Source organism: Oleiphilus sp. HI0066, assembly GCF_001635725.1.
The window spans coordinates 1-1138 of sequence record NZ_LWFH01000601.1 but is presented as its reverse complement, the minus strand read 5'-3'; the positions used below and the strand labels follow the sequence as shown (position 1 = coordinate 1138).

The window sequence follows — 1138 nt, the reverse complement described above, 5'->3', positions numbered from 1 at the left end:
AGCTGAAGATCAGCGAATCACACTTGGTTCAGGTCAAATGATTCCAGGCTTCGAAGAAGGTTTGGTCGGAGCCAAAGCTGGTGAAGAAGTTGAACTAAAGGTTACTTTCCCAGAAGACTACGGTAACGAAGAATTGGCGGGTAAAGATGCTCGTTTTGAAGTTTCTGTAAAAGAGAATATCGAAATTAAACTTCCTGAAATGGACCAAGAGTTCTTCAGTAAGTACGGCGTAGACTCTGACGACGAAGATCAGTTTAAAGCTGAAGTCGTTAAGAATATGGAGCGTGAGCTTAAGAACGCGGTAGCAAATAACCTTAAACAGCAAATGGTGACACAACTGGGTGATCGTAACGATGTTGAAGTTCCACAAGGTTTGATTGATCAAGAGATTGATGCGATGAAACGTGAAGCTGTTCAGCAATTTGGCGGTGGTCAAGATATGGACTTGTCTCAGCTTCCAAATGAGTTATTCGCTGAGCAGGCGGCTAAGCGTGTTAAGACAGGTTTGTTGTTCGCTGGTATCGTTAAAGATAACGATATTAAAGCGGATGCAGCTAAGGTTGATGAGAAGATTCAAGAGATTGCAGGTACTTACGAATCACCTGAAGAGGTTATTGAGCACTACAATAAGCCAGAGAATCGTACACAGGTAGAAGCTGNTGTAGTTGAAGATGCGGTAATTGAGCTTCTTAAGGAAAAAGCAAAAACTAAGAAAAAGAAAATGTCTTACCAAGAAGCTGTGCAGTCTGCACAAGCGCAAGCGTAAACTTATTTTCTTTACAGGCCTGAAGAACGTTTGTTTTTCGGCTACACTTGAAAACAGCTGGTATTTTACCAGCTGTTTTTGATTTAGGGCTTGAAAAATGTCCGCACTGCCACGATGTAGGGAAAGGAAGATAAAATAATGAGCTACAGGGGTCCCATGAGCGAAGCACCATCAATTATTACCAATAGCGGCTTAGTGCCAATGGTTATCGAGCAAACCGCACGCGGCGAGCGTTCATTTGATATTTACTCGCGTTTGTTGAAAGAGCGAGTGATTTTCTTGGTAGGTCAAGTTGAAGACCACATGGCAAATTTGGTTGTAGCTCAGTTATTATTTTTGGAATCAGAGAATCCAGATAAGGATATTCACCTG

The 1138-nt window shown here is 42.0% G+C and carries 2 protein-coding genes; both read left to right on the top strand.

The genetic code is table 11. The features are described from left to right. Window positions 1-766, top strand: a 766-nt coding sequence (tig, locus tag A3738_RS07865; RefSeq protein WP_068763506.1) for a trigger factor, incomplete at its 5' end; no start/stop codon positions are given. Between the two features lie 156 nt (window positions 767-922). Further along, on the top strand, window positions 923-1138 hold a 216-nt coding region (locus A3738_RS07860), incomplete at its 3' end, for an ATP-dependent Clp protease proteolytic subunit (protein ID WP_197473694.1).